At 61.5% G+C, this 20,266-nt stretch carries 22 protein-coding genes; 7 read left to right on the forward strand and 15 right to left on the reverse strand.

What is annotated here, in order from left to right; translation table 11 throughout:
* Complete coding sequence (locus tag EPD66_RS12875; RefSeq protein ID WP_142848923.1) at positions 1–1,260, forward strand: hypothetical protein; 1,260 nt, start codon at positions 1–3, stop codon at positions 1,258–1,260.
* A 39-nt stretch (positions 1,261–1,299) separates the two neighbouring features.
* On the opposite strand, the gene EPD66_RS12880 is transcribed toward EPD66_RS12875, so the two are convergent.
* From EPD66_RS12880 to EPD66_RS12930, 11 genes are all read right to left on the reverse strand, one after another.
* Complete coding sequence (locus EPD66_RS12880) at positions 1,300–2,685, reverse strand: hypothetical protein (RefSeq protein WP_221930975.1); 1,386 nt, start codon at positions 2,683–2,685, stop codon at positions 1,300–1,302.
* 84 nt (positions 2,686–2,769) lie between these two features.
* A complete protein-coding gene (locus EPD66_RS12885; RefSeq protein WP_221930976.1) occupies positions 2,770–3,279 on the reverse strand; it encodes a methyltransferase domain-containing protein in 510 nt (169 codons plus the stop codon).
* A gap of 4 nt (positions 3,280–3,283) precedes the next feature.
* The gene (locus EPD66_RS12890) at positions 3,284–3,955 is read right to left on the reverse strand and encodes a bifunctional 2-polyprenyl-6-hydroxyphenol methylase/3-demethylubiquinol 3-O-methyltransferase UbiG (protein ID WP_142848925.1); all 672 of its coding nucleotides are present in this window, start codon (positions 3,953–3,955) and stop codon (positions 3,284–3,286) included.
* 160 nt (positions 3,956–4,115) lie between these two features.
* The gene (gene rfbA, locus EPD66_RS12895; protein ID WP_142848926.1) at positions 4,116–5,045 is read right to left on the reverse strand and encodes a glucose-1-phosphate thymidylyltransferase RfbA; all 930 of its coding nucleotides are present in this window, start codon (positions 5,043–5,045) and stop codon (positions 4,116–4,118) included.
* On the reverse strand, positions 5,042–6,133 hold the full coding sequence (gene rfbB, locus EPD66_RS12900) for a dTDP-glucose 4,6-dehydratase (protein ID WP_142848927.1): 1,092 nt from the start codon (positions 6,131–6,133) through the stop codon (positions 5,042–5,044). The genes rfbA and rfbB overlap by 4 nt, the downstream gene beginning before the upstream one ends.
* Positions 6,134–6,205: 72 nt before the next feature.
* Positions 6,206–6,862: a NeuD/PglB/VioB family sugar acetyltransferase gene (locus EPD66_RS12905; RefSeq protein WP_142848928.1), complete on the reverse strand. Its 657-nt coding sequence runs from the start codon at positions 6,860–6,862 to the stop codon at positions 6,206–6,208.
* Positions 6,859–8,100 carry an acyl-CoA reductase gene (locus tag EPD66_RS12910; protein WP_221930977.1) on the reverse strand — a complete coding sequence of 414 codons (1,242 nt, stop codon included), beginning with the start codon at positions 8,098–8,100 and terminating at the stop codon, positions 6,859–6,861. Before EPD66_RS12910 ends, EPD66_RS12905 begins: the two co-directional genes overlap by 4 nt.
* Entirely contained in the window at positions 8,097–9,170 is a 1,074-nt protein-coding gene (locus tag EPD66_RS12915; RefSeq protein WP_142848930.1) for an acyl-protein synthetase, read from the reverse strand. The genes EPD66_RS12910 and EPD66_RS12915 overlap by 4 nt, the downstream gene beginning before the upstream one ends.
* Complete coding sequence (locus EPD66_RS12920; RefSeq protein ID WP_142848931.1) at positions 9,167–10,534, reverse strand: AMP-binding protein; 1,368 nt, start codon at positions 10,532–10,534, stop codon at positions 9,167–9,169. The genes EPD66_RS12915 and EPD66_RS12920 overlap by 4 nt, the downstream gene beginning before the upstream one ends.
* A gap of 9 nt (positions 10,535–10,543) precedes the next feature.
* Positions 10,544–11,302, reverse strand: coding sequence for an SDR family NAD(P)-dependent oxidoreductase (locus EPD66_RS12925; RefSeq protein ID WP_142848932.1), 759 nt, complete (start codon positions 11,300–11,302; stop codon positions 10,544–10,546).
* A complete protein-coding gene (locus EPD66_RS12930; protein ID WP_142848933.1) occupies positions 11,280–11,525 on the reverse strand; it encodes an acyl carrier protein in 246 nt (81 codons plus the stop codon). The genes EPD66_RS12925 and EPD66_RS12930 overlap by 23 nt, the downstream gene beginning before the upstream one ends.
* Positions 11,526–11,652: 127 nt before the next feature.
* Here EPD66_RS12930 and EPD66_RS12935 point away from each other — a divergent pair, with 127 nt between their 5' ends.
* The 4 genes from EPD66_RS12935 to EPD66_RS12950 all read left to right on the forward strand — a co-directional run bounded on the left by EPD66_RS12935 (position 11,653) and on the right by EPD66_RS12950 (position 14,990).
* Positions 11,653–12,732, forward strand: a complete 1,080-nt coding sequence (locus EPD66_RS12935) for a DegT/DnrJ/EryC1/StrS family aminotransferase (RefSeq protein ID WP_142848934.1) — start codon at positions 11,653–11,655, stop codon at positions 12,730–12,732.
* A gap of 154 nt (positions 12,733–12,886) precedes the next feature.
* Entirely contained in the window at positions 12,887–13,651 is a 765-nt protein-coding gene (locus EPD66_RS24625) for a flagellin (protein WP_142848935.1), read from the forward strand.
* Positions 13,652–13,736: 85 nt separating this feature from the next.
* Positions 13,737–14,147: a flagellar biosynthesis repressor FlbT gene (flbT, locus tag EPD66_RS12945; RefSeq protein ID WP_142848936.1), complete on the forward strand. Its 411-nt coding sequence runs from the start codon at positions 13,737–13,739 to the stop codon at positions 14,145–14,147.
* A 27-nt stretch (positions 14,148–14,174) separates the two neighbouring features.
* The gene (locus EPD66_RS12950; protein ID WP_142848937.1) at positions 14,175–14,990 is read left to right on the forward strand and encodes a DUF1217 domain-containing protein; all 816 of its coding nucleotides are present in this window, start codon (positions 14,175–14,177) and stop codon (positions 14,988–14,990) included.
* A gap of 499 nt (positions 14,991–15,489) precedes the next feature.
* Here EPD66_RS12950 and EPD66_RS12955 read toward each other — a convergent pair whose 3' ends face one another.
* Complete coding sequence (locus tag EPD66_RS12955; protein ID WP_142848938.1) at positions 15,490–15,990, reverse strand: hypothetical protein; 501 nt, start codon at positions 15,988–15,990, stop codon at positions 15,490–15,492.
* Positions 15,991–16,128: 138 nt separating this feature from the next.
* Between EPD66_RS12955 and EPD66_RS12960 the strand changes: the two genes are divergently transcribed.
* Both EPD66_RS12960 and dksA read left to right on the forward strand, forming a co-directional pair.
* Entirely contained in the window at positions 16,129–16,548 is a 420-nt protein-coding gene (locus EPD66_RS12960) for a flagellar assembly protein FliX (RefSeq protein ID WP_142848939.1), read from the forward strand.
* A 160-nt stretch (positions 16,549–16,708) separates the two neighbouring features.
* A complete protein-coding gene (gene dksA, locus EPD66_RS12965) occupies positions 16,709–17,125 on the forward strand; it encodes an RNA polymerase-binding protein DksA (protein WP_142848940.1) in 417 nt (138 codons plus the stop codon).
* 290 nt (positions 17,126–17,415) lie between these two features.
* Here the strand turns inward: dksA and EPD66_RS12970 are convergent, their stop codons facing one another.
* The 3 genes from EPD66_RS12970 to flgA all read right to left on the reverse strand — a co-directional run bounded on the left by EPD66_RS12970 (position 17,416) and on the right by flgA (position 20,246).
* Entirely contained in the window at positions 17,416–18,399 is a 984-nt protein-coding gene (locus tag EPD66_RS12970; RefSeq protein WP_142848941.1) for a UDP-glucuronic acid decarboxylase family protein, read from the reverse strand.
* Positions 18,400–18,460: 61 nt separating this feature from the next.
* Positions 18,461–19,234 (reverse strand): flagellar basal body L-ring protein FlgH, encoded by a 774-nt coding sequence (flgH, locus tag EPD66_RS12975; RefSeq protein ID WP_370511880.1) that lies wholly within the window; start codon positions 19,232–19,234, stop codon positions 18,461–18,463.
* Positions 19,230–20,246, reverse strand: a complete 1,017-nt coding sequence (gene flgA / locus EPD66_RS12980; protein WP_142848943.1) for a flagellar basal body P-ring formation chaperone FlgA — start codon at positions 20,244–20,246, stop codon at positions 19,230–19,232. The genes flgH and flgA overlap by 5 nt, the downstream gene beginning before the upstream one ends.
* Positions 20,247–20,266: the final 20 nt, after the last annotated feature.

Consider the following 20,266-nt stretch of genomic DNA (forward strand, 5'->3'; position numbering starts at 1 on the left):
ATGACGCTAGACGAGCATCTACAGCAGGCCGGCACATATGGTATCGCCGAAGGCGATTTCTTCGGCCTTTACGGTTTTGCTCATGTGGGGCCGGTCTTCACTTCTTTCGTGGAGTGGACCTGGGAGGCATGGCGGAAGAGGGGAGAAGCTCCACTCTATGGGGTCATGCGGGATGGGGGATTCCTGACCCGTCTCCTGGCCGAGCGCTTTCCGGAAGCCCGGCCGCATCTGGGGACGCTTTGGTTGAGCCGGCGACTCTGCCTTCTGGGCGCGATTCTGGGCAGCGAAGATGTGGAAGGGCTGACGAATCTTCTCGTCCGGGCGCGGGGCATGCCGGCGCGAGTGTCGGACGCTCTCGCCGAACTCGGCTTGGATGAGGAAATTCCTCCTGCAGGCTGGACGGGCGAGGAGCGTCTGGACCAGGAGCGGCTGCCGGTTTTTCTAGCATGGCTTGACCAGTCGTCGAGTCGGCGGGCCCAGATCGCGAAAACCTGCCGTGCGGCGCGCCGCGCCATCTGTACGCATCTGGACAATTGCACTGTCCTGGATCACGGTGAACTGGGGCTCCTGGATGTGGGATATGGGGGAAACATCCAGCGCACGTTGATCTCCATCCTTCAGGCAGAGGGGCGGCCGACGAGAACCTGGGGGGCCTATCTCGTCACCACCAAAGGCGGAAGATGGGTGGAGCAGGCCGGTGGGCAACAGCAGGGCTTCCTGGGCCATCTCGGCCATCCCGATGCATTCACCGCAGTTTTCCTGCGTTGCCGCGACCTTTTCGAACTGTTCCTGGCCGATACACGCGGTCCTTTGGACCATTACGATTTGAGCGGAATGCCCGTCTGCAGACCTTCGGCTCTTTCTGCCCGGCAGCATGAGGAGATCGGACGTTTGCAGGAGGGTATCCTGGCTTATGCCCGCTTTCGTGCCGACACAGGGCATGTTGCCCCGCTTTTTGAGCCAGAGGCTCGGTTGAGGCAGGCTCGCTTGGCCGTCTTGCGTTTGGTCATGATGCCGAGTGTCGAGGAAGCGCATCAGATGGCTGGATGGATCTATGAAGATGCACTGGCAGTCGGCGGGGCTCGTCCCCTGATCGGAGGCGCACCGGCGGAATGGGATATGGTTCGCCTGTTGGCGGCCAGCCGGGACGACGTACTGTGGCCGGAAGCCACGGCCGTCTTACGGTTCCGGGATGATTGCCGAATGCTGCTTCAGGAGCGCTGGGAGAAGATTGCAGGAGGGCTCGCTGCGAGGTCGTGAGATGCAGGCCGCATTCTGCTGTTCTGTGCAACGGTAACCTTAGGGGAGCAAGCCCGAGATGGCGTCTGCATTCGTGGGCTTAGTGTATTTTTTCATGAATACCGTAAAGAATTTTTTGGCCACATTCTGACGAGTTTCCTGTCCGTCAGGCCCGAGCAACTCGGGAAGCGTCGCCAGGAGCTGAGAGGGCCCATCGGCTTCTCTGGTGAAGCCCAGCCCCCCGAAATAGGCGCGTCCACAGAGAAGAACCGGTTTGCCGAGCATGGCGGCTTCCAGGCCTGCTTGCGACGTGACCGTGACACAGGCTGCTGCTTCTTGGATCAGGCGATAGGTGTCGTAACGGTTGTCGGCATCTATCAGAAGATGCCCGTGCTCCACCAAGTCGGTGAGCGCTTTGTTTGTTGCTATCTTCCGGTAGGTCAGGCGGTTATAGGGGGTTCCCAGGGGAGTGATCCCGCCATCTTCCTTCGGGTGCAGCTTGATAATGGTGCGGTAGCCATTCTCGGCTGCCCATCGGCAGGTTCTCTCCATGACCTCCACTTGATCTTTGAAACCACGGATGCCAAACAACACGGAGGCATCGGAATAGACTTGGCCCAGGTAGAGCAGGTAGGGACGAGGATCCTCGCCTTCCGGCAGGTGCTGTTGTGGCGTGATGTGTTCCTGCTGCTTCATGGCCTTCAATGAAGAAAGATAGGCGTCTGCGAATTCGCAGGCTTCTTTGTCATTGATCAAGTCGCCATAGCGGAGAAAGAACCTGCGCGGTAGGTCGCTGTTTACTGCGATGCCGGTGAAGTCATCCCAGACCAGCCGGTCGCGGACCAGCGTATTTTCCAGCGTGACAGTCTTCACTCCTCTTTGCGCGGCCAACGCATTGAGAACGGCGGAGTGGAGGATGTATCCTTGCGTGGTCAGGATGCCGTCTGGATCGTAAAAATCCAGGTACCTGTTGTATATAATGATCAGTCTGGCGGCACGCCTGAAGAAACTCCCGATATGTTCCTTGTCTTCTTCAGCATTGATGTCGGTCGGACATTTTTCTGCTGCGGTACATATCGAGTAGGCGCTGACACCCCACAAGTTTATCCCTTGGTATCTTATTTCCCTGAAATCGGGACCGAGGGAGAAATCGGGGCCAGCTATGTCGTCATCCATGCCAGAAACAAGAACCGCATATCTTCCGCTTCTGTGCTGTGCCTGCTTTATCTGGCACAGCAGGGCCTGGTGCCAGGGCAAATAAATCAGGGACGTTTTTTCGGGAAGTCCGTGCCGATAATCGGCATAACGGCCGGGAGCGGCCATCGCTTCCCGTTGAGATTTTTTGGCGAGGAAGGCATCTCCTGCTTCTGCCGCCAGTTTGGCGTTGGAGAGGAGGGAAAAAGCGGAAGAGAAAACTTCCTTATTGGTTTTTGCCCAGGCCTCCATGGCATTCCTCTCCGCTTGCGGGCCCGCGTCTTGCGCAACGGATACTAGATGCGTGGGTTCTTCTGCCATCTGGGCCTTGCGATATCATATTTTCGCGGCGAGCATTTGCAGATGCCAAGCTTCGCTATCAGGTCCCTGTAGGACACGCTCAATCTTTTCGAAGCCAGCCGAGGCCAGTTCCTGAGTAAGGCTGCTTTCGGTGTAGCCCCAGCGATGCGCGTCATGCCGGCTTCCTCCGCGCATCTCATCCCGCCATCCCCAGAAGCCAGCAAAGGCATGCTGTAACTGATCGGGAAAGCGGCTTTGAGCAAGACCAAGCAATTGCCGGGCGTGGAATTCGATGTCGGGAACGACAAGGTGGAGAATTCCACCGGGAGCTAGCAGGCTATGCCAGCGCCGGAGCGTGCGCCGAGCGTCGTTGGGGTCGAGATGCTCCAGCATATGCCGTGAATAAATTTCGCTGACACTGCCGTCGGCGAACATATGGAGGTCCCAGGCGTCCGATACCGCATCGGTGGCCTTCGTCTGGCGACAGTCGATATTCACATAACCGTCCAGCCGTTTATCAGCGCAGCCAACATGAAGCTTTATCATGTCGTCAATCCCGCTTCCGGCCAATGAAGACAAGGAATTGTCCATCATAGTCGGAGCGAAGGTCCATGGCCGCTTCGGGCAGCACGCTCGTCATGCGTCCGTTGCGCATGGCATAGGTGTCTTGCCCATATTTTTCCAGGATTTCAATGCCGGCGGCATCCAGCATCTCCGTTACTTCTGCCTGTGTGAAATGGCGGAAATGAAAGCGGTTATGGGTGTCGGTCAGCGGCAGCTGGTCCTGATTGGGCACAGAGGCAAAGAAGAAGCCGCGCGGGCGCAAGGCCTGGCTCAGCGCGGCCACCAGTGCCGGTCCGTCCGGGACATGCTCAATGGATTCGAAGCTCGTGATGAAGTCGAAGCGCGCTTGAGGCAGCGTGAAGGGGAAAAGCTTGTGCACGAAGAAGGTGGAAGGCGAGGAAAAATGTTCTTCGCCAACCGCAATTGCTTCGGGTGAACCGTCAATACCGAGCATGGGGGTATGGGTTTCTTCTCCCAGGTAACCCGTCCCGTAGCCATTGCCGCAGAAGAGATCGAGCCCGAATCTGTCAGGACCACCGACGCCCCAAGCCGCCACTTTCCGGGCTGCCAATTCATAGCGGACCCGATGATCGCGCCGGATTTCCTGATAGGACAGCGCGGTCTGACGTTCACCACTTGTATACGCGTAGTCTTTCACTGCGCCGTTCCTTTGCTTTTACCACCCCGCTAGCATGCCTGGGCGACATTAAACCAAAGTTAAAAGGTTGATCGCTGGGGTTGCTTCAGGCGGCGGACAATGGGAAAGATGAGGCTATGCTCAGGACTATCCTGTAGGGTAGGTTTTCGTGCCGTGCCGCTCACTGCTGCAAGGAATGCTTTTCCTTGGCCAGAAGGTAAGAGGCTCCCTTCCCTTGTTGTTCGGCTTCTTGAATCAGCAATCGTATATAAGGGGCGAGATTGGCGTAGTGCCGGTCGCTGTAGAAGGCTTCAAGCTGTTCGAGGCCTATATAACCCTCGCGGAAAGCCACTTCTTCGACGCAGGCGATCTTCAGTCCTTGACGGGATTCGATCGTGCGGATGAAGTTCGAGGCTTCCAGAAGCGAATCGTGCGATCCCGTATCCAGCCAAGCATAGCCACGTCCCAGGCGTTCGACCGTCAGCCGTCCTTCCGCCAGATAGCGCAGATTGATGTCGGTGATTTCAAGCTCGCCGCGCTCGGACGGTTTCACCTCGCGCGCCAAGTCGACGACGTTGTTGTCATAGAAATAAAGGCCGGTGACCGCCCATTGAGATCGTGGAGTCGGCGGTTTCTCGATGATGTTGAGAGGCCGGAATCCTTCGTCGAGTTCCACTACGCCATAGCGTTCCGGGTCGGCCACCCAATAGGCGAAGATGGTGGCGCCGCTCTTGCGCTGGATCACGCGGCGCAGCATGTCGCGTAGGCCCTGGCCATAGAACAGGTTGTCGCCCAGGACCAGGGTGCAGGCTTCTCCTGCCAGGAAGTCCTCGGCGATCAGGAAGGCTTCGGCAAGGCCGCGCGCTTTGGGCTGTATTTCATAGTTCAGGCGAATGCCCCACTGGCTTCCATCGCCGAGCAGGCGGCGGAAGGCGGGCTGGTCGTGAGGTGTGGTGATGACCAGGATGTCCCGGATGCCCGCCATCATCAGTGTGGTCAGCGGGTAATAGATCATCGGCTTGTCGTAGACGGGCAGGAGCTGCTTGCTGACACCCAGCGTGACCGGATACAGGCGTGTGCCGCTGCCGCCAGCAAGAATGATCCCTTTCATCGGGAAGTCTCCAATTGTCCCAGGCGACTTAGCCGTTCGGCTGGGGCATTCCTGTTGTAGCTGCCGTCGAGGATGGGCTGCCACCAATCCGCATTGTCGAGATACCAGCGCACCGTCCGTTTCAGCCCGTCTGCGAAGCCATGGCGGGGTTGCCAGCCCAGTTCTCGGCTGATCTTACCGATATCGGCGGCATAGCGCGCGTCATGGCCCGGTCGGTCGGTCACGAAAGTAATGAGGCTGCGGCGGCTTTTGCCCCGGGGCAGGGGAGGGGCCATTTCGTCCATCAGGTCGCACAGGGCGGTGACGACCTCGATGTTGCGGCGTTCGCAATCACCGCCGACCATGTAACTTCCGCCCGGTTTGCCCCGTTCCAGGATAAGATGTAGAGCTTCGGCATGGTCTTCGACGAACAACCAGTCGCGGATATTCTCGCCCTTGCCATAGACGGGCAGGGGCTCGTCGCGCAAGGCCTTCAGGATGGTCAGCGGGATCAGCTTTTCGGGGAACTGCCGCGGACCGTAATTGTTCGAGCAATTGCTGATGATGACTGGCAAACCATAGGTTTGCCCCCAGGCCCGTACCAAGTGGTCGGCCCCGGCCTTGCTGGCGCTGTAGGGCGAATTGGGTTGGTACTGGCTGGTTTCGCTGAACTTGCCTTCCGCTCCCAGCGAGCCGAAGACTTCATCGGTCGAGACATGAAGAAAACGGAAGTCTCGGCGCCGGTCATCCGGCAGTTTCTGCCAATGGCGGCGGGCGGCTTCCAGCAGGGTGAAGGTACCGGTCACATTAGTCCGGATAAATTGGCCGGGGTCGTCGATGGAGCGGTCCACATGGGACTCAGCCGCCAGATGAAGGACGTAATCGGGGCGGTATTGCTGGAAAATGGCCTCGACGGTTTCGGCATCCAGGATATCGGCATGCTCAAAGACATAGCGGGGATTGTCCGTCATGTCGGCCAGCGATGCGGGCTGGGCCGCATATGTCAAGGCGTCTAGATTGATGATCGTCCAGGAGGTGGAGCCGAGAAGGCGTCGGACGGTTGCCGAGCCGATGAAACCGCTCCCGCCCGTAACCAATGCGACAGCCAAGGGCCGCTCCTCGAGAATAGGTAAGTCTATTGGACTATATAAATAGGGGGAGGGGGATGCAAGGTGATAGACTCAAACCTCAGGCATTACACGTGCCCGTGCCGGATTGCCATGTGCCATGGCTTCTGCGGGGATGTCGGCATAGACAACCGCGCCGGCGGCGATTTTGCATTTTTTCCCCAGTTTCAGGCGGGCCGTGACCACTGCCGAGGACCCAACGAGAACCTGTTCGTCGGTTTCCACCCACCCATTGATGACGGCATGGGGCGAGATCACCGAGCAGAGGCCGATACGGCAGTCATGGCCGATCCCGGCATGGGTATTGACCAGGCAATGGGCATTCAGGCGGGCATGCGGGCCGACTGTGGCGAAAGGCGCGACGATACAGCCAGGAGCCAAGCTGGCATTGGTGGCGACATAGGCCAAGGGATGGACCAGGGTAGCGAAGTCGGCGCCGCGTGCCTCCAGGCGGGCGGCGACGGCAGCGCGATCCTGGGGCGTTCCCACGGCGACCAGCACCTGCATTCCCAATGCCGGAGTAAAGTCGTCGATGCTCCCCAGCACCGGCAGGGGACAGCCGAATTCTTCGGGGTGAGCGCCGGTATCGTCCAGGAAACCGGCTATCTGCGCCTTCAGGCTTCCGGCGGCAATGGCCTCGGCGGCATAGGTGGCGGCTTCGCGGCCCAAGCCGCCGGCTCCGGCGATGACCAGCGTGATGCTTGCGCTCATGATTCCCTCACCGTGACGAAACGCAGAAAGGCATGGGGCAGATCGATGCCGTCCCAGACCGTATCGAAGGACAGAGCCTGGCCGACGGGTACCATGCGGTCGATGCCGACGCCGTTGAGATGGCGGGCGAAGTCCAGCAGCGCTTCCCGGGGAAAGCCGAAATGTGTCAGCGTCTGGTCGCGCCGGCTAACCAGAGGCGAGGCTTCTTTTAGGCTGGGCAGGATCATCTCTACCACGGCTCCGCCCGGTGCGGCCAAGGCCTTCAGGCGCTGGGGATCGGGATATTCCGTCAGGCGCAGCAGGGTCCATTGCCCATGATCGGCCAATTCGCCGGTCGGCAGGTCCAGGGCGGCTTCATGCAGGGCCAACAGGCGCGCAAGGCGTCCGCCGGCATCCTGGGCGTGACCTGCCTTGCGGGCCTGGGCGGCAATGCGCGGGTGGAAGTCTCGTGCCGCCGTTTCGGCCTCTTCGTGTCGGCCGATCCAGGCCAGCAGGCGCGGCGAGGAACAGGCCTGCTGGTCGAACCAGAAGACGTCGTTGACGAAATCCTCGGCCAGCTTTTCCCGTCTTGCCTCGTCGGCGGCCAGATAAGCCCCGACGGCGATGGCCGACCAAGAGAAACGGTCGGGAAAGGTCAGCTCCGTCCCATGAGGCGGCAGGGGGAGGCAGCGCAGATGAGAAATGGTGCTGTCACCGCCCCAGATCACCCGCATGTCCGCTGCGCGGGACAAGGCGGCTGTTACCGCATCATCGGGCGGATAGGCAAGAAAGGCGGTAATGGCGCGCAGCCGAGAGAAGGGAGCTTCTTCCAGCACAGCGCCCATGGTGTCTACCAGAATCTCACCGGCTTCCGTCAGGCGGCGGGGCAAGCGCAGCAGGGTGCGGTTTCCGGCCAGGATTGCCGGGGCCAGGGAATAGCCGATCATCGTCGCCACATTGGCCGGCGGTATGTGCAGCACTGTTCCCTTCGGCACGGCCAGAGCTTCGGGCGGCAGGCGTTGCTGCAGCGAAAGGCAGAGCCGCTTCAGCGAGGCGGGGCGCAGGAAGAAGGCGAGGACCTGAAGGTCGGGATGATGCCTGGCTACCTCATCGCGCAACAGTCTTTCCGAAACGGCGGCGAGGAAAGATACGGATTCCGGATCGAAAGGCGGCAGGGTGGGGGCGGCGACCAAGCCGGACAGCAGTGCCTCGATCGTCAAGGATGTGGCAGGCACTGGAAGACGGCGTTCGATGATCACGCGACGGTGCTCCCATAAACATCGCTGCATCCCCGCCGTTCGGCGCGAGGTGCCCGGCCCAGGATGCGCAGGCCCTTCCCGAGTAGTCCCCCCTGGTCGATGGTCTCGACCACGCCGATATCCTCGGTCAGCAGGGAATGGCCGGGATAGCTGCCGGGAAGAAGACTCAGCACCTGCACGATCCCGGCCTTGCCCGGGGGCACGGGGCGCCAGTCGGCGGGATCGCGGATGATGACATCGGCAAAGGCGGGCGGATGCAGCAGTCCGTCTTCGCCCTCCAGGTGAACAGTGCCGATCTGCTCGGCCATGCCGTAGAAATTGCGGATGTTGGACAAGCCGCAGGACCGGGTCAGGGCGGCGCGGAAGGTGGCTGCATCGACGGCTTCGTCGGCCAGCTTTTTCCAGCCGCCGCTATGGATCAGGGTGCCGTTGGACAGATCCATCCCTTCGGCCTCCATTTCACGGTGCAGATGGCGCCAGACCATGAAGGTGAAGCCGAACAGGGCGAAAGGCTTGCCGCCGTGCTTGTCCAGGAAGGCGGTCAGGGCGGAACGGTCCAGGCGCATCTGGCTGTCCAGGGCGAAGAGATGGTCGCGGCCGAATTTCATCATGCCCAGGATGCCTGCTGCCCGTGCGCTGATGGCGCCTGCGGTCAGGGTGTCGCGGGAATCGACGATGATCATGGGCAGGCGGGCGGGGCCTAGCGCCTCGCGCATCACGCTCGCCAGGGCCAGGGCCTGCATCCGGGCCGAGGTCGCGTCAAGCGGGACGCGGCTGACGGCGGCGCCGGTGGTGCCGCTGGAGGTGACCCAGCCGGTGATGGCGCCTTCGGGGATGCTGGATAGGACGCGGCTCTTGAACAGGCCGACGGGAAGGAAGGGAATATCTTCCAGGCTGCCGGCGTCGCGCCAGCCAGGGTGGAAGAGATCGGCCAGCTTGCCGTAGTCAGGGCAGGCTGAGGCATGATGGGCGCACAGCATCTTGAAGCGCGGCAGCAGCAGGGCATCCTTTTCCGCCTGCGTCAGGCCGAAGGCTGGTCCGCGCACCAATTCTTCCACTGTCTCGCTCATGCCTGGGCTTCCAATGCCGCCAGATCGGGTTTGCCGCTTGGCAGGTGCGGCACCTCGTCGATTGCGCGTACCGTCACCGAGCCAGGATGCACTCCCGTCCCTTCGGCGACGATCTTGCGTAGGGAAGCATGAATATCTGGTTGCTGAGCCGTGGTGAATAGGACCAGCTTGCCTTTCCCTTCAACGGCGATGACGGGTGCAAGGGATTCGGCCAGTCTTTCGACTTCGGCCAAGTCGAGGCGCAGGCCGAACAGCTTGGCGAAGCGTTTCCGCCGCCCGGTGATGAACAGATAGCCTTCCTCGTCCAGATGACCCAGGTCGCCGGTGGGCAGGCGTCCATTCATTTCGTCTCCGCGCGTCAGGTCGTCGCGGCTTTCGGCATAGCCCATCATCACATTGGGGCCATGATAGATCACTTCGCCGTCTTCGATCACGAACCGGCCGCCGGGCAGGGGCAGGCCCACCGAACCCGGCTTGCGCGAGGCATCGGCGGCGGGCAGAACGGCCATGCGCGGGGCGGCCTCGGTCTGGCCGTACATGACGTGAAAGCGGCCCCGGCGGCTTTCTACTTGGCGGGAGAAATGTTCGACCAGCGCCGGAGCCATCCGGCCGCCGGCCTGGAGGAAGCAGTTCAGTTCCGGGGCATCGAGTTTATCGAGCCCCAGGCGGCGCAGGCTGTCGTAGTGATAGGGAACGCCGGGAAAGACCGTGGCCCGCGCGTTGCGCGCCAAATCCCAGAAGGGCCGCTCCAGCACGCTACGGGCGGTCACCACCAGGGACGCCCCGGCCAAAAGGTGGCTGTTCAGGACGGAGAGGCCGAAGGAATAGGCAAGCGGCAGATGGGCTATTGCCCGCTCGTCGGGCGTGACCGCCAGAGCCTGGATGATCTGGTGAGCATTGGCCAGGGCGGCTGTCCGGGACAGCCGCACCAGTTTTGGGCTGCCCGTGCTGCCCGAAGTGGAAAGCAGCAAGGCAAGGTCTGGATGAGGCGGCGGAGCGGGAAAGGGGCTGCGCCAAGCGGGCAGCCCGGCCAACTCCATCCGCTCGCCCGGGCCAAGGGCGGCTAGAAGACTGTCCTTCTCGGCCATCACAAGGTCGGGACGATGTGTCTCGGCCAGGATCTTCAGACGCGCCGGTGGAGTGTCTGGGGCCAGGGGGAGAACGGCATGGCCGTTCTCCAACGCCGTCAGATAGGCGATGAGGGCAGCAGGGCTGTTGCCGGCAAGAAGCCAGATCACCGACTTGGCAGGCAGATCGGGGCGGGCCTCGATGACGGCCCTGCGCAACGTGCCATAGTGGATTGTCCCTTCCTCGGTGACGATCGCTTCGGCCGTGTCGGGGGCGGGGCTGGCGGACAGAAACACCGGGCCGTCTCAGATCACCATGCCGCCGTCCACGCCAATGATCTGGCCGGTGACATAGGAGGCTTCGTCGGACAGCAGGAACAAGATGACCCGGGCCACGTCCTCGGCGCTGCCGGGACGGCCCATGGCGATGCCGGCCAAGCGGGCGGCGCGGGTTTCGTCATCGAGATGGCCGATCATATCCGTCTCGATGAAGCCTGGTGCCACCGCATTGACGCGGATGTTCTGCGGTGCCAGTTCCTTGGCCGCCGATTTGGTGAGGCCGATCAGGCCAGCCTTCGAGGCGCCGTAAACCGCCTGCCCCGCATTGCCGGCCGTGCCGATGATGGAGCTGACATTGACGATGGCGCCGCCGGGATTGCGGCGCATCAGCCGGGCCGCCTGCTGGAGGGAGTGCAGGCCTCCATGCAGATTGACCCGCAGCACCCGGTCGATCATGTCGTCAGAGATCATGCCGATCAGGGCGTCACCCAGGATGCCCGCATTGTTGACCATCAGGTCGAGGCGCCTGAAGCGCGTGAAAACCTGCTTGTACATGGCCTTGACCTGGTCGGGTTCGGCCAGGTCGGCGGCCAGGGCGATGCAGGGTGTGCCGAATTCGGCCGACAGGGCCTCGGCCTTGGCCTCCAGCGCTTCGGACATTTCCATGCCGTTCACGATGACCGAGGCGCCGCGTTCGGCCAAAAGCCGCGCCGTCGCCCAGCCTATGCCGCGCGAGGCTCCGGTGACCAGGGCGACCTTGCCCTCAAGAGGCCGTGTCGATGCCATGGGAGGCCAAAATCTCCAACGCCTTGTCGAAGCTGCTCATGTCGATGATCTGTTCTGTTTCCAGCATGACATCGAATTCGGTTTCGATGCCGGCAACCAGTTGCATATGCCCGACCGAATTCCATTCGCTGATGGAACGGTAGGTCAGGCTGGGGATGTCCACTTCGGGCGAGAGGCCCAAGGCGTCGCGGAAGGTCTGGACGAGGCGATCGCGGGTGGTCATGGCAAATCCTGCAAACAGCACTCTCCGGTCACTATAGCAGGCGGGTCAAGCCGTCAAGCGCGCCGCCTTGCCGCCGGCAAAGGGCCGTGACTATACTGCGCCCTTTCTTTCCGTGTGCGGAGTCAGAATGTCCCAGGCCATCGTCCCGGTCGCCAAACCCCTACTGCCGTCCGCGCATGACATTCTTCCTTATCTCGAGCGCATGGACCAAGCCCGCTGGTACAGCAATGGTGGTATCCTGGTGCAGGAATTGAGGCGGCGTCTAGCCGCTCATTTCGGAGTTCAGCCTGGTTGTGTCCGGCTCGTGGGGAACGGGACGCAGGGGCTGACGGCGGCACTGCTGGCGTCAGAAGTGCGGGCCGGTGCCTATTGCGTCATGCCAGCCTGGACTTTCGCGGCCTCGGCCCAGGCCGTGCTGGCGGCGGGGCTGCGGCCGTATTTCATCGATGTCGAGGCGAAGGCCGGGGTGATCACGCCGGCCCTGGTCGATGCCGCGCTGCCGCATGTGCCGGGGGAGGTTGCGGCGGTGATGCCGGTTTCTCCCTTCGGCGCACCTCTTGATTTGCGGATATGGGAAGAATGGCGCGACCGGAGCGGTATCCCTGTCATCGTCGATGCGGCCGCCGGCTTCGATACCTGTAAGCCTTCGCACCTGCCGGTCATGGTCAGCCTGCACGCCACGAAGATTTTTGGTGTCGGGGAAGGGGGCTTTCTCTTGTGTGACGATCCTGCTTTTCAGCAGGAGGTTGAATTCCGGATCAATTTCGGTTTCTCCGGCGGCCGCGAAGCTCGGTCTGTGGGAATGAATGGCAAGATGAGTGAATATCATGCGGCGGTGGGGCTGGCTCAGATGGACCGTTGGGGCGAAACGCGGGCGGAATTCATAAAGATCGCTCAGGCGTGGCGGGAGGCCTTGGCACCCTTGCCGGATATCCGTCTGCAGGAGGGCTGGGGAGAAAGCTGGATCAGCGCCACTTGCGTGATCGAGAAGGGCAATGCCGTTGAGGCCGCCCGCAAACTGGCCTCGCACGGGATCGAGACGCGGCGTTGGTGGGAACGTGGCCTGCACAGACAGCCTGCGTTCACCTGCTATTCCCATGCCGTGTTGGACGTGACGGAAAAATTGGCCGAACGCTGCCTGGGGCTGCCTTTTCATGTAGACCTGGGACGAGACGTGCCCCGGCAAGTGGCCGCTCTTCTGGCGTGAGAAGGAAAGGGCTAGGGCGTTCTCATTCGATGCAAAAAAGATCCCATCCGATTCATGTTGACTCTTTCGGAGTATGGGATCACTCTGGCGGCATCACAGAAGGTGATACGGCGCATAGAAAATGCGTCGCGAATTCTAGAATGGAGTATTCTACATGTCTTCTGTCCTGACGAATGTCGGCGCGATGACCGCCCTGCGGACCCTGCAGAACACCAACGCCAATCTGGTGAAGACGCAGGACCGTGTTTCGACCGGTATGAAGGTTGCTTCGGCCAAGGATAACGCCGCCAGCTGGTCGATCGCCGCCACCATGTCCTCCGATGCCAACGCCTTCAAGGTGATGGCGGACGGTGCCGGTGTGGCGATGGCGAGCGTCGGTGCCGCCCTGAAGGCTGCCGAAGAAATCGTCGAAACCCTGAAGACCATCAAGGGTAAGGTCGCTCAGTACGAAGGTGCTTCGTCCAGCGACCAGGCCGTGCTGGCTTCGGAAATTTCCGAACTCGCCGGTGCCATTAGCGATATCGCCAGCAGCGCCAACTTCAATGGCGTCAACCTGGTCAACGGCACGGACAGCCTGACGGTTAAGACCGGTCTGGAGTCCAGCGACCTGACCATCACCGGCGTCGACCTCAGCGGCCTGGGCGACCAGACCACCCTTGCGGGCATCGACGGCGATCTGGACACCGCCAAGGCGCATGCCCAGACCCTCGGTGCTGCCTATCAGCGTCTGGAAGTGCAGCAGCGCTTCCTGAACGTCATGGCCGACAGCCTGACCAAGGGCGTGGGTGCGCTGGTTGATGCCGACATGACCGAAGAATCGGCTCGTCTCTCGGCCCTGCAGGTCCAGCAGCAGCTGGGTGCGCAGGCCCTGTCGATCGCGAACCAGGCTCCGCAGACCCTGCTCAACCTGTTCCGCTAATAGACTGCGACGGGATTGGGCGCCACCTCAGCTGGGGTGGCGCCCTCTTCTTTTTTACCAAGCCGACAGCCGCTAGGAGGCTGAAATGGCCCTCAAGCTGAAGCTGAAACCGCAGGAAAAAGTCGTCATCAACGGCGCCGTGATCCAGAACGGTGATCGTATGGCCGAAATTGTCGTGGTGAACCGCGCACAAGTTCTGCGGCAGAAGGATGTTCTGCAAGAGGAAGAGGCGAATACGCCTGTCAAAAGGGCCTACTACGTCGCCCAGCTCATGCTTCTGGATCCGCAGGGGGCTCGTCAGTATTGGCCGCGCTTCCAGTCGTTGATGCAGGATTTACAGTCGGCATTCCTTAACCCCGAGATTTTGAGTCTGCTGGCGAAGGCTTTGGACTCGGCCGAGGGGAAGGATTACTATGTGGCTCTTAGCCAATTGCGCAAGGTCATGAAGTACGAGCAATTGGTGCTGCAAAAGGCGCAGCCCCCGCTGTCGGAATAAGATAGGGATGGAAGAGGAGGCTTTAGCATGATCGGAGCTTTGGTCGGCGGGTTTTCCGGCTCCTCAATCTCAGGCTATCGTGTCGTAAAAAGCCAGATGGACATGCTGCGCGAGAGTTTCGCCAAGCAGCCCGAGATCCAGCGGGAGATCGCGAAATTCAAGGAAGCGATCACCTCGGTCGAGACGCCTCATGATCTGGTGAACAATTACCAAGCCTATACTTTCGCAATGCATGCTTTCGGCTTGGAAGAGCGCATTTTCGCCAAAGCCTTCATGCAGAAGGCGCATGAGGAAGGGTTGACGGACAAGAATGCGCTGGCGAACCGCATGCTTGATCCCAGAGTCCGTGAAATGGTCGAGTTCTTCGATTTCGAAGCCAAGCAGGGCGCGAATATGAAGGATCCGGCCTGGATCGACAAAATCGTTGATAAGTATATCACCGCGCAATTCGAGGCTTCGGCCGAATCGGGCAATCCGGCAGTCCGCCAGGCTCTTTATGCGGAGCGAAAGGCGCCGACGCTCAATTCCTGGATGGAAGTGCTTGCGGACAAGGACCTGTCCGAAGTCTTCCGTGCCGCCGCCGGCTTGCCGCCGGAATCGGCGAGGATGGATATTGATAAGCAGGTTGCTCTTCTTGAGAAGCGCTTCAATATCGAGGATCTGAAGGACCCGGTGAAGCTGGGCAAGATCATCGACCGTTTTCTTGCGAATTACGATATCAGGAATGGGGGCAGCTCGATGGCTATGTCCATTCCGAACATGCTGCTGTCGAATAGTACAACCGGTTATATGCCGATCATTCAATTCGACCCCAGCCTGTTCCTGGCGCTTCGTCCCAAGTGACGGGTGCGTAAAGACTCGATTTTTATGTAGAACTGTTCTAATCTAGATAGTTGGCCAGTCACAATGAATTGAGAGAGGCGAAAATGTTGGAAGTGGCGCGCATGGGCGCAACGGCGCCTGTCCAACAGTCCCACCAGATTGGTGAGCGGCTGACAGCTTCTGCGATGGCTGCGTCAAAGGCTGTCCTCAAGATTCCTCAGGTCCTGGTCAACCCGGCTATTCGCTTCGATATCGCATCGGGCTTGGTGGTCGTCCAGTTCCGGAATACCGAAACCGGCGAAGTAAAGACACAGTACCCTTCCGAGAGGGTAGTGAGCGAGTATCGTCGCCAAGCCGCCACCCAGGGGGGTGCCGAGACTGCACATGTCAAGTCCAGGCACGAAGCTGGCAGAACTCCGATGCCTGAGAGGGCGTCCGAACCAAAGACTGTTGCGGTCGGCTGAATTTGCGATTTTCGTGAAAAAGGCGGGAGAGCGATCTCCCGCCTTTTTGTTTTCCCTTACAGCGTCTCGTCGAGGCGGACGGAAGGGGCGGCGCCCTGGACTTCGGTCTGGAGCCGGGCCTTCTCGTCATAGCGGCCCGGCCCGGCCAGTTCCTTGCGGACGGCTTCGGCAAAGGTGGTCAGGCCGCGCTGGCGGACCTGGCGGGAGATGTTGAGGATCGTGGCGTTCTTCTCGGCGGCGGCCAGCAGGCGCTGCTGGCTTTCCTGGAAGGGTTCGAGGCTTTCCGCGTCCAGCTGGGCGATCTCGTCGGAATGGGCGCGGACGAGGTCGAGATGGGCGGTATATTCGCCCAGTAGCCATTTCTTGCGATGGGCCAGGAATTCGACCGTATGCAGGTCTTCCTTTTCCAGGGCGCGTGTCTCTTCGTCCAGCAGCTTGGCCAGTTCCAGGCTGTCGATGCGGGCGCGGTCGAGGATCTTCTCCGCCAGGGTGACGACGGGCGCCTCCATGTCGTCGAAGGCAGCGGGGTCGGGATCCGGGGCGAAGAAGTCGCTCATGGCCATATGCTCCCATTCAACCAAGGCTTCATCATTATCCCCTTTGTGGTTAATGGGCAGTAAAGCGGTGTCGCCCTCTTTCATCCGGACGTCCCGATGCGTTAGAATAGGATTTCTCCTGGCAGGATGCAGGCAAAGATGAAGGTTACCGGGGTCGGATCGAGCTATTCCAGCGCAGGAACGCGCCGGACCGAGCGCAAGGATCGCCATGGCGGCTTCTCCAGCCTCCTGGGGACGGAGGAGACTGCGGAAACCCGTGCCGTCGACATCGCCCAGCCGCTGGCCGGCGTCGATGCGCTGCTGGCCGTGCAATCCGTCGATGCGGTGGACGAGCGCGAGGCCCGTCGCCGCGCCGCCCAGCAGGGGGCGGCCTTGCTCGACGGCCTGGAGGAGATCCGCATGGGCCTGCTGACGGGCGCCCTGCCCAAGGAAAGGCTCGTGGAATTGTCCCGCATGGTGCGCAGCCGCAGGGAAGGGGTCAGCGACCCGCGCTTGTCCCAATTGCTCGATGAAATCGAGTTGCGCGTCGAAGTGGAGCTGGCGAAGTTGGAACGATAAGACCCGTTCCTTCCTTTTCCACTGACATATCAAGCTTATGGCTATTTGACCGGTCATAAATCCGGCCTTGCGGCCTCGCCTTCCCACCCATATATTCCGCACCACATATCGCGCCCCAGGCTTTGGGTGCGGTGACTTGGTTGCCAGGATGGGGGAAGAGATGAGCATCACCCTGCCGCCCGATTACCGGCCGTCCGATGACGAGCCCTTTATGAACGAGACGCAACGCGAGTATTTCCGCCAGAAACTCCTGAAATGGCGGAGCGAACTCTTGCGTGAATCGGATGAAACCCTGCAGCACCTGCAGGAAGGCGGCCTTCAGGAACCCGACATTGCCGACCGTGCCTCGGCCGAGACGGACCGGGCCCTCGAACTGCGCACCCGTGACCGCGCCCGCAAGCTGATCTCCAAGATCGACGCGGCCCTCGGACGGATCGAAGACGGCAGCTACGGCTATTGCGAGGAAACGGGCGAGCCCATCAGCCTGCGCCGCCTGGAAGCCCGCCCCATCGCCACCCTGTCGATCGAGGCCCAGGAACGCCACGAACGGATGGAACGCACCCACCGAGAGGAATAGCGGTTACCAGGGCCGTAGCGCTCCCAGCCGCTTGTAGATGGATAAAAGAACCGCCGGATGGAGATATCCGGCGGTTTTTTGTTTCAAGGAACGTTGCATGGGTGTTCTGGCAGCGACGCCATTCATGGCCGACAGTCCTTGAGAATATCTTGGCCTCCAGGCACAACGCAGCTCCAAGGGGTGATTCCGCTTGGTCTGGAACCGCGACAGCGATATGCGCTCCGCAGGTTGAGGACGCGCCTCGCTTGATCAAGCCATCTGCCGCCCCGGCAAAAAACAACACGCTTGTGTCAGGATTCAGGAACGGCGTTCGGGTTCTGAGTGGACAGCAATTGATCAAAATAGGAAATCGTATGGCGCAACCCTTCTTTCAGGGGAACGCAAGGTTCCCAGCCGAGAAGAGAGCGCGCCTTGCTGATGTCCGGGCGGCGTTGCTTGGGATCGTCGGCCGGTAGAGGGTGATAGACCAGTTTCGAACGGGAGCCGGTTAATTCCAGGACCGTTCGAGCTAGTTCCTCCATGGTGAATTCGCCAGGATTGCCCAGGTTGATGGGTCCGGTAATGGAATCTTCCGTGTCCATCAAGCGGATGAAGCCGTCGATCAGGTCTTCGTAATAGCAGAAGGAACGGGTTTGCTGGCCGTCGCCATAGATGGTGATGGGCTCGCCCTTCAGCGCCTGGACGACGAAGTTCGACACCACGCGGCCGTCATTGGGGTGCATGCGTGGGCCATAGGTGTTGAAGATTCGGGCGACCTTTATCCGCAGGCGGTACTGGCGGTGATAGTCGAAGAACAGCGTCTCGGCGCAGCGCTTGCCCTCGTCGTAGCAGGCGCGGGGGCCGATGGGATTGACGTTACCCCAGTAATCTTCCGTCTGCGGATGGACGAATGGATCGCCATAGACCTCGCTGGTCGAGGCCTGGAAGATCTTGGCCCGCGTGCGTTTGGCCAGGCCCAGCATGTTGATGGCGCCATGCACGCTGGTCTTGGTCGTCTGGACCGGGTTCTGCTGGTAGTGGATAGGCGAGGCCGGACAGGCGAGGTTGTAGATTTCGTCCACTTCGACATAAAGCGGGAAGGTGACGTCGTGGCGCATGATCTCGAAACGGGGATTGTCGAAAAGATGCGCGACATTGCTACGCCGCCCGGTAAAGTAGTTGTCCACGCAAAGTACGTCATGGCCAAGCTCCAGCAGGCGCTCGCATAAATGAGAGCCGAGAAAGCCGGCGCCGCCGGTAACGAGGATACGCTTGGTCTGGGCAGAGGGCGCCATAGGAGTGCTCTTAGGCTGCTGCGATAGATAAGGGCGAGGCGCCTAAAGCTCTCGCCGACCGTCAGAACGGGAACAGGATGTCGAAGATCTGCTGGCCGTAGCGGGGCTGCTGGACGTCGCTGATGGTGCCCCGGCCGCCATAGGAAATTCGTGCCTCGGCAATTTTTTCCGAGGAGATGACGTTGCTGGACGAAATGTCCTCGGGGCGGATGACGCCGGTGACGGTCAGTTCGCGCAATTCCTGGTTCACGCGCACTTCCTGGCGGCCGGCGATGACCAGGTTGCCGTTGGGCAGGATCTGGGTGATGACGGCGGCCAGGTTGACGCGGATATTCTCTTCGCGGGCCATCTGGCCGTTCCCGCCAGCGGCGCTGGTGCTGCCGAGGCTGGCGAGGTTGTTGGGATCACCGTCGGAGCTGAAGGCCGTGGCGATGCGGTTCTCCAGCCCCATGAGGACCAGCGGATTGACCGCTTCCGAGCCGCTGCGGGACCGCGTGGTGCTGTTGTTCATGCTGGCCTCGTCGCGGATATTGACCGCGACGGTCAGGATGTCGCCCACCTGGGCGGCGCGCTGGTCCTTGAAGAAGGCGCGCGAGCCCGGCCGCCACAGGGAATTGGCATTGGGCTGCGAGGAATGGATCTGCGGCATGGGCATGGAGACCTGGCGGTAGCTCGGATGCTCCACCGGGTTCTCGATCTGCGAGATCTTCGGCCCCGAGCCCACTTCCGACAGGCGGGTGACGGTGTTGCAGGCGCTCAGGGAGAGGGCGGCGGCGGCCAGGATGGCGGCTCGGGTGACGAGGGGCAGGCTCGACATCGGCTCTTCTCTCCTAATTCGCAAGCAGGACCGGACCGGCCGGCATCACCGAAACCAGGCCGGGCCCTTCGATTCTCGCTTCGACGGTGATGTTGCTGCTGACATTGGTCACGCGGATGGTATCACCCGCCCCGCCATTGTCGATGGCACGGCCCTGAGCCGTCAAGGTCATGCCGCCGGCTTGCAGGGTCATGGTGACCATGCTGCCCTTGCCGACTAGCACCGGGCGCTGCAATTCGTTGCGGCGCAGCGGCTGGTGGGGGCGCAGGGTCTGGCGGGCCTCCATGCCGATCATGTCGGCGGCCTCGGTGATGAGGCCCTGGCGCAGGGCGTCGCCGCGCAGCGGGATCCAGGCGATGTCGGTTTCCCGGACGACCTGCCCGCGGTCGATGGTGCGCGTCAGGACCGGCACTTCGGTCATGTCGTGGACGCGTCCGGCCAGGCGCAGGCGCTGGGCGTCGGGCGAATCCGCCGGGGCCTCGATGGTGGCGACGAAGCGGCGGCTGCGGGGATCGAAATTGAGGTCGCGCACCGCCAGGCTGTTGGGGGCTTCGGCCGGAACATAGAGCTGCAGGTCGCGCTGGTTGATCTCCAGCTGCGCATTGATGCCGATGCCGTAGGGGGTGAGGGCGGCCAGCACTTCTTCTTCGATGCGCTCGCGCGTGATCTCGACGCTGGCGCGGTCGACGACGGTGCGCTCATAGGCGCTGCTGGGCTGCCAGGGCAGGCCATGGGCATGGGCGACGCTGGCCAGCCAGCGGGCGTCGAGGACCACGCGCTTGCCCGGATGCGGGGCATGGGCGATGGGCGTGTCGGCCTTGTCGCCGGCATTCTCGAACAGATCGCCGAGGCGGATGAGATCGCCCTCGATGGTGGCGGAGGGCTTCAGCATCGGCGGCGCCTGGAAGCTGCCCGAGGAGATCGACTCGCCCGCGTTCGGAAGCTGGCGCAAGCCTTCCTGGGCGGCGGCCGAAGCGGCGGTCCCGAGCAGGGCTGTGGCAAGTCCGAAGGCGAGGGCGAAGCGTCTCATGGCGGTTCCAGCTGGCTGGC

It is taken from the genome of Telmatospirillum sp. J64-1, from assembly GCF_006980715.1.
Taxonomy (GTDB): Bacteria; Pseudomonadota; Alphaproteobacteria; order Rhodospirillales; family Magnetospirillaceae; genus Oleiliquidispirillum; species Oleiliquidispirillum nitrogeniifigens.